Origin of the sequence: Thermoflexus sp. (assembly GCF_042408365.1) — a bacterium.
Taxonomy (GTDB): domain Bacteria; phylum Chloroflexota; class Anaerolineae; order Thermoflexales; family Thermoflexaceae; genus Thermoflexus.
This window is the reverse complement of sequence record NZ_JBHOQJ010000237.1, coordinates 1-5,242: the sequence shown is the minus strand read 5'-3', so window position 1 is coordinate 5,242 and position 5,242 is coordinate 1. Positions and strand designations below refer to the sequence as shown.

The window sequence follows — 5,242 nt, the reverse complement described above, 5'->3', positions numbered from 1 at the left end:
CCATGTGCTTGATCCACAGCAGCCGTTCCACGTCCTCCTGGCTGAACAGGCGGTGTCCTCCGCCCGTCCGGTGGGGTCGGATCAGCCCAGATGCCCCGCAGCATGGCCGGCCAGGGCTGGGTGATGGCCACATAACCTCCGCCGGTCCTCACTTCGCTACCGCGATCATCCAGAACCTTGACGTCAACGCCCGGGAAGGGCTTGCCGGCAAAGCCCGGCTTCATCTTGTCGATGCCGGGCAGCGTGGTGACCATGACCATGCCTGTCTCGGTCTGCCACCAGGTATCAACAATGGGGCATCTCTCTCCACCAATGTTCCGGTAATACCACATCCATGCCTCCGGATTAATGGGCTCCCCCACCGTGCCCAGCAGGCGCAGGGAGGAGAGGTTGCGCCGGTTGGGCCACTCATCCCCAAACCGCATCAGCCCCCGGATGGCGGTGGGGGTGGTGTAGAGCACCGTCACTCCATATTTCTCCACGATGCTCCACCAGCGGTCGGGGTAAGGATAGGTCGGCGCCCCCTCATACATCACGCTGGTGGCCCCCAGCATCAGCGGCGCATAGACGATGTAAGAGTGCCCGGTCACCCACCCGGGATCCGCCGTGCACCACCAGATGTCCTCGTCCTTGATGTCGAAGACCCACTTCATCGTTGTGTAAATATAAACGGCATAACCCCCGTGAACGTGGACCTGGCCTTTGGGGGCGCCGGTGGTGCCGGAGGTGTAGAGGATGTAAAGGGGATCCTCCGCGTCGGTGAGCTCGACGGGGCACTCGCCCTGGGCGAAGGGCAGCCGCGCCAGCTCGTCATAGAAATAATCCCGCCCCGGCTCCATCGGCACCTCGTGGCGGGTGCGGCGGACCACCAACACATGCTCCACCGAGGGGGCCCGCTTGACCGCCTCATCCACCGTGCGCTTGGTCTCGACAATGCGCCCGTTCATATACCCGCCGTCGGCGGTGATCACCACACGGGACTTGGAATCTTCGATGCGGGTGTGCAGGGCCTCCACGGAGAACCCGGCGAAGACCACGCTGTGGATCGCCCCGATGCGGGCGCAGGCCAGCATGGCGATGGGGAGCTCAGGGATGCGAGGCATGTAGATGGTCACGCGATCGCCCTTATGCACCCCCAAGGCTTTCAGGACGTTGGCGAAGCGGTTGACTTCTTTGTAGAGATCATAATAGCTGAGGACCCGGCGCTCACCGTTCTCGCTCTCCCAGTAAAGGGCCACCTTGTTTTTGCGCCAGGTCTTCATATGGCGGTCCACGGCGTTGTAGCAAATGTTGAACTTCCCGCCAACGAACCACTTGTAAAAGGGCTTGTTGCTGTCGTCAAGGACGCGATCCCATTTGCGGAACCACTCCAGCTCCTCCGCCTGCTCGGCCCAGAAGGCCTCCAGATCCTGCATCGCCCGCCGATACAATGAGGGGTAATCTTTGATGTGGGCGCGCTCGAGGACCTCGGGGGAAGGGTAATAGACCTCGCCGCTCAAATGCCGGATGTCGGCCAGGATTTCCTTCACTGCCATGGCCCCTCCTTTCCTCGTGTTCAGGATCGCAGAAAGCTGCAAGACGGGGGAATTTAAATTAAAATTTACCTCCGCAGTATAATCTCGTCAAGCCAGGTCGATGTGGGTGCGCCGACATGAGTGGGGAGCCAGTTCGAGGTTCGATCCGACTCGGCTTTCACCACACCGCGATCAGCCGAACCGGTCCCCCGGAGGCCCCCTTGATGCGCAGGGTGCCCACGAACACCGTCGCCCCCGCCGGTGGGGTCCGCCCCAGGTTGGCCACGTTCTCCAGCCCCCATTTGTTGGCCGGCAGGAGCGTATCGTGGATCTTGAAGTCCTTGGAGGCCCCGTAATCCAGGCTCAGCGTGTCCACTTCGATCCCCACGATGTTGCACTCCCGCAACAGGAACTCCGCCGTGTCCGGATGGAAGCCGAGGAAGCGCATCACGCCTTGGGCATCCATGTTTCGATAGGCCGCCTCGTCGTTCACCCGCTCCACATGAAGACAACCGCTCCATCCGACAGCCGTCCATAGCGCCGCTCCCAAGCGAGGATGTCCTCCGGCACCGCCCGGGCATCCGGGTTGCGGCGGGCCCGCTCCCGGATGTCGATGACCGCGGCTGGGGGCACCAGGACCTCGGCGGGGAGCCGCTCAGTGGTGAGGGCATTCTTCTCGGTGCCGTGGTGCTCGTAGATGTGCCAGCGATTGGCGTAGAAGCCGTGCTGGGCGTGATTGAAGACGTTCTCGATCTCCAGTCGGAGCGCCCCAGGCCAGATGGGGCAGTTGGGATTCTGGACGTAAGTGAGGTCCACCTTCCGCCGGAACACTCGGGCGGTGGCCCGCACCATCACCCCCCGGGGGCCGAGGCCGCCTCCCCATACAAGGGTGGGCGCCAGGGGACAAAGCCGCGGGCGTTTACCGAGGTGGACGCCGGGTGAGGCCACCTGATGGCGGAACAGTCCCAAGGTGCCCTTCGGAGGGACACTTTACGCCAGCCACACCGTCGATTGGAGGTCGCTGGATTCAGCCTCAAACCCTCGGAACCATCCGCCGGGCGGGGTGGCGGTGGCGGCGACGAAGTCTGCATTACAGGGGATATGGCCAGCGACGTAGAGATCTCAGATCGCTTCATCGGTGAGGTTACGGGCGGTTTCTGTGCTGCGGGGGCAGAAAGTACGCGGCGGTCTCCCTAAAAATTTTAGCGGAAAACATTCCGTGGAGGAAGCAACCACCCCCTCTTGTACTACCGGGGGCCCGATAGCCTGCGCAGCTTCCCTTCTTCAGACCGAAGTCGACCGAGGGCCCTTCTTTCGAGGACGAAGCTATCTGGCACCTCCCTTGCACACGTAATGCATGGCTCCGAGATGACGGGCCATCCCCTGAGCCCCATCATCGCCAATGCGCTGCTCACCTGGGCCACAGGCAATTCGGCCATCCCCGCGATGTCATCGATATGATGGGGCTCTCGAGGCCATCCGTCCAGCAGACGCGCCTCAATGGGATCTGTTGGAAGTTGGAAGTTGGAAGTTGGAATTGGGCTTCAACCTGATAAGCAGCCGTGGACCAATTGAGGGCTTCCAGGAGCTCTTGGGGAGACGCCACCAGGGTGGCCCCGTCGCGGATCAATCGATTGGTCCCTTAGCTGGCTGAGGGGAAATGTTCCCCGGAATGGCGAAGACCTCCCGCCCCTGCTCGGCGGCATGGGCCGCGGCGATCAGCGTCCCGCTGGTCACCCCCGCCTCCACCACCAGCACCCCCACGGCCAGGCCAAACGATTGGGGGCGGGGAAGTTCCCCGGTTCCTCCGGCGTTCCCAAGGGAAGCTCCAAGATCAACCCCTCGTTCCAGGATCCGCGCCGCCAGCCGGGCATGCTCCAGCGGGTACACCCGGTCGATGCCATGGGGCAGGACCGCGATGGTCCGCCCCCTCCCCTTCAGTGCCGCCTCGCGGCGATGGCGTCGATCCCACGGGCCAGCCCGCTGACGATGGGGATCCCGGCCTGAGCCAGCTCTCCTGCGAACCACTCCGCCGCTTGTCGACCCTACGGGCTCCCACGACGGCCAACGCCCATCGATCCGCCTCGCTCAGGCTCCACTGCACGAACAGCACCGGCGGCGGGTCGGGGATGCGACGCAGTGACACTGGGTAAAGGGGATCCCCTATGTAAGGGCCACCGCGCCGGACCGCTCCAACCGCTCCCGCTCCCGATCCAGTGGAGCCGTTGCTTGGCCTCCCCCAGATTCCGAACGGTCCGCCGATCTAACCCAGCAGCTCGCCACGCCCCCTCGTCGGCCTCCCACGCAGCCCGGAGGCTTTCAAAATACTGCAACAGCGCCCGCAACCGCGCCGGCCCGATCTTCCATGACTCGGTTGAAAACCAGCCAATAGCCTAAATCGCCCATGGACCCTTAAGGGCTCATTGAGATTCCTAATGATGATAGCCAAGCGAAGGGTGCGCTGTATCGCAAATCGATGAGGCAGCAAGAGATGATGGGGGATTCAAGGGTCAAGCTCACACCGTTGCGTCATTCTCATCCGCCACCATCCGGCGAAGGCGGGTGGCCAGGAGACGATAAAAGTAGGAGCGATCCCGCAAGCGGAGGAAACAAGCGCTGAAGGGCGCCGCGGCGATCTCCACCTGATCCCCCTCTCCCATCGGATTATCCCCGGCCCCATCGATCGTTAACACCGCCTTGCCCTCGGTGTGCACCGTGAGCGCCAGCCGGACCCCTTCGTCGAGCACCACCGCCCGGTCCAGGCTCAGGTGGGGAGCGATGGGGACCAGAACGATGTTCTTCAGCTCAGGGGGGAGAATCGGCCCGCCGGCCGCCAGCGCGTAGGCCGTGCTGCCCGTTGGGGTGGCCACGATCAGGCCGTCCCCAATATAGGTAGTGAAATAATGCCCATCGATCTCCACGCGGACCCGCACCACGCGCCCCATGCCCATCCGTCCCACCACGATGTCGTTGAGGGCGTGGAAGGGGCCCAGGCGCTCGCCCTCCCGGATCCAGTGGGCCTCCAACATCAGCCGGCGCTCCACCCAATACCGGCCCTCCCAGACCCGATGGAGCTGCTCCAGCCATTCCTCCGGCTGGATCTCGGTCAGGAACCCCACCCGCCCCAGGTTGATCCCAAGCAAGGGGACGCCCATCGGCGCTGCATACCGAGCGACCCGCAGCATCAGGCCGTCCCCTCCGAAGGTCAGGGCCAGATCCCAGCCCGCCACCTGATCCGCCCGGTCCAGCATATCCGCGGAAAGCAGAACCGGCTCCCGACCTGTTTGCTGTAGATACTGAGCGACCGCCTCCGCCAGTCCCCGCGCATGGGGGCGTTGGGGATGAAGAACCAGTCCAATTCGCTGGAAATGGAGGTCCGACACCGCAAGCTCTCCAAGCTCAAAAGTGAGGCGATGGAAGCTCCCACGAACTCCTGCGAGCCCGGGCGCCCGGCCGGATGGCGATCGCCCGCTTATGGCCAGCGGAAGGTGCGGGCATCCAGGCTCTGGCCGGTGACCTCCCGGCTCTCGTCGGAGGCCAAATACACAAACACCGGGACGATCTCCTCCGGGGCGGGGAGGGAGAGCGGATCCTCCTCCGGGTAGGCCTGGGCCCGCATCCGGGTGCGGGTCGGACCGGGGTTGACGGCGTTGACCCGGATGCCCTCCGGGGCCAGCTCCTCCGCCAGGATCTGGGTGAGGATCTCGATCGCCCCCTTGGAAACCGCG

6 protein-coding genes and 2 pseudogenes are annotated in these 5,242 nt (G+C 64.0%); all 8 read right to left on the bottom strand.

Annotated elements, in window-relative coordinates:
- The coding region (locus ACFMO5_RS10975) for a MerR family transcriptional regulator (RefSeq protein ID WP_376792793.1) at positions 1-133 on the bottom strand (133 nt) is incomplete at its 3' end.
- Positions 78-1,535 (bottom strand): annotated as a pseudogene (locus ACFMO5_RS10970) (acetate--CoA ligase); the annotation flags it as partial. The pseudogene ACFMO5_RS10970 and the gene ACFMO5_RS10975, both read right to left, overlap by 56 nt.
- Positions 1,536-1,692: 157 nt before the next feature.
- Positions 1,693-2,016: a hypothetical protein gene (locus tag ACFMO5_RS10965; RefSeq protein WP_376792791.1), complete on the bottom strand. Its 324-nt coding sequence runs from the start codon at positions 2,014-2,016 to the stop codon at positions 1,693-1,695.
- A complete protein-coding gene (locus tag ACFMO5_RS10960; protein ID WP_376792790.1) occupies positions 2,004-2,363 on the bottom strand; it encodes a cyclase family protein in 360 nt (119 codons plus the stop codon). Before ACFMO5_RS10960 ends, ACFMO5_RS10965 begins: the two co-directional genes overlap by 13 nt.
- A gap of 398 nt (positions 2,364-2,761) precedes the next feature.
- The gene (locus ACFMO5_RS10955; protein WP_376792792.1) at positions 2,762-2,971 is read right to left on the bottom strand and encodes a hypothetical protein; all 210 of its coding nucleotides are present in this window, start codon (positions 2,969-2,971) and stop codon (positions 2,762-2,764) included.
- A 169-nt stretch (positions 2,972-3,140) separates the two neighbouring features.
- A pseudogene (locus tag ACFMO5_RS10950) lies at positions 3,141-3,505 on the bottom strand (DNA-processing protein DprA).
- A 525-nt stretch (positions 3,506-4,030) separates the two neighbouring features.
- The gene (locus ACFMO5_RS10945; RefSeq protein WP_376792789.1) at positions 4,031-4,897 is read right to left on the bottom strand and encodes an NAD(+)/NADH kinase; all 867 of its coding nucleotides are present in this window, start codon (positions 4,895-4,897) and stop codon (positions 4,031-4,033) included.
- An 89-nt stretch (positions 4,898-4,986) separates the two neighbouring features.
- On the bottom strand, positions 4,987-5,242 hold a 256-nt coding region (locus ACFMO5_RS10940), incomplete at its 5' end, for an SDR family oxidoreductase (protein ID WP_376792788.1).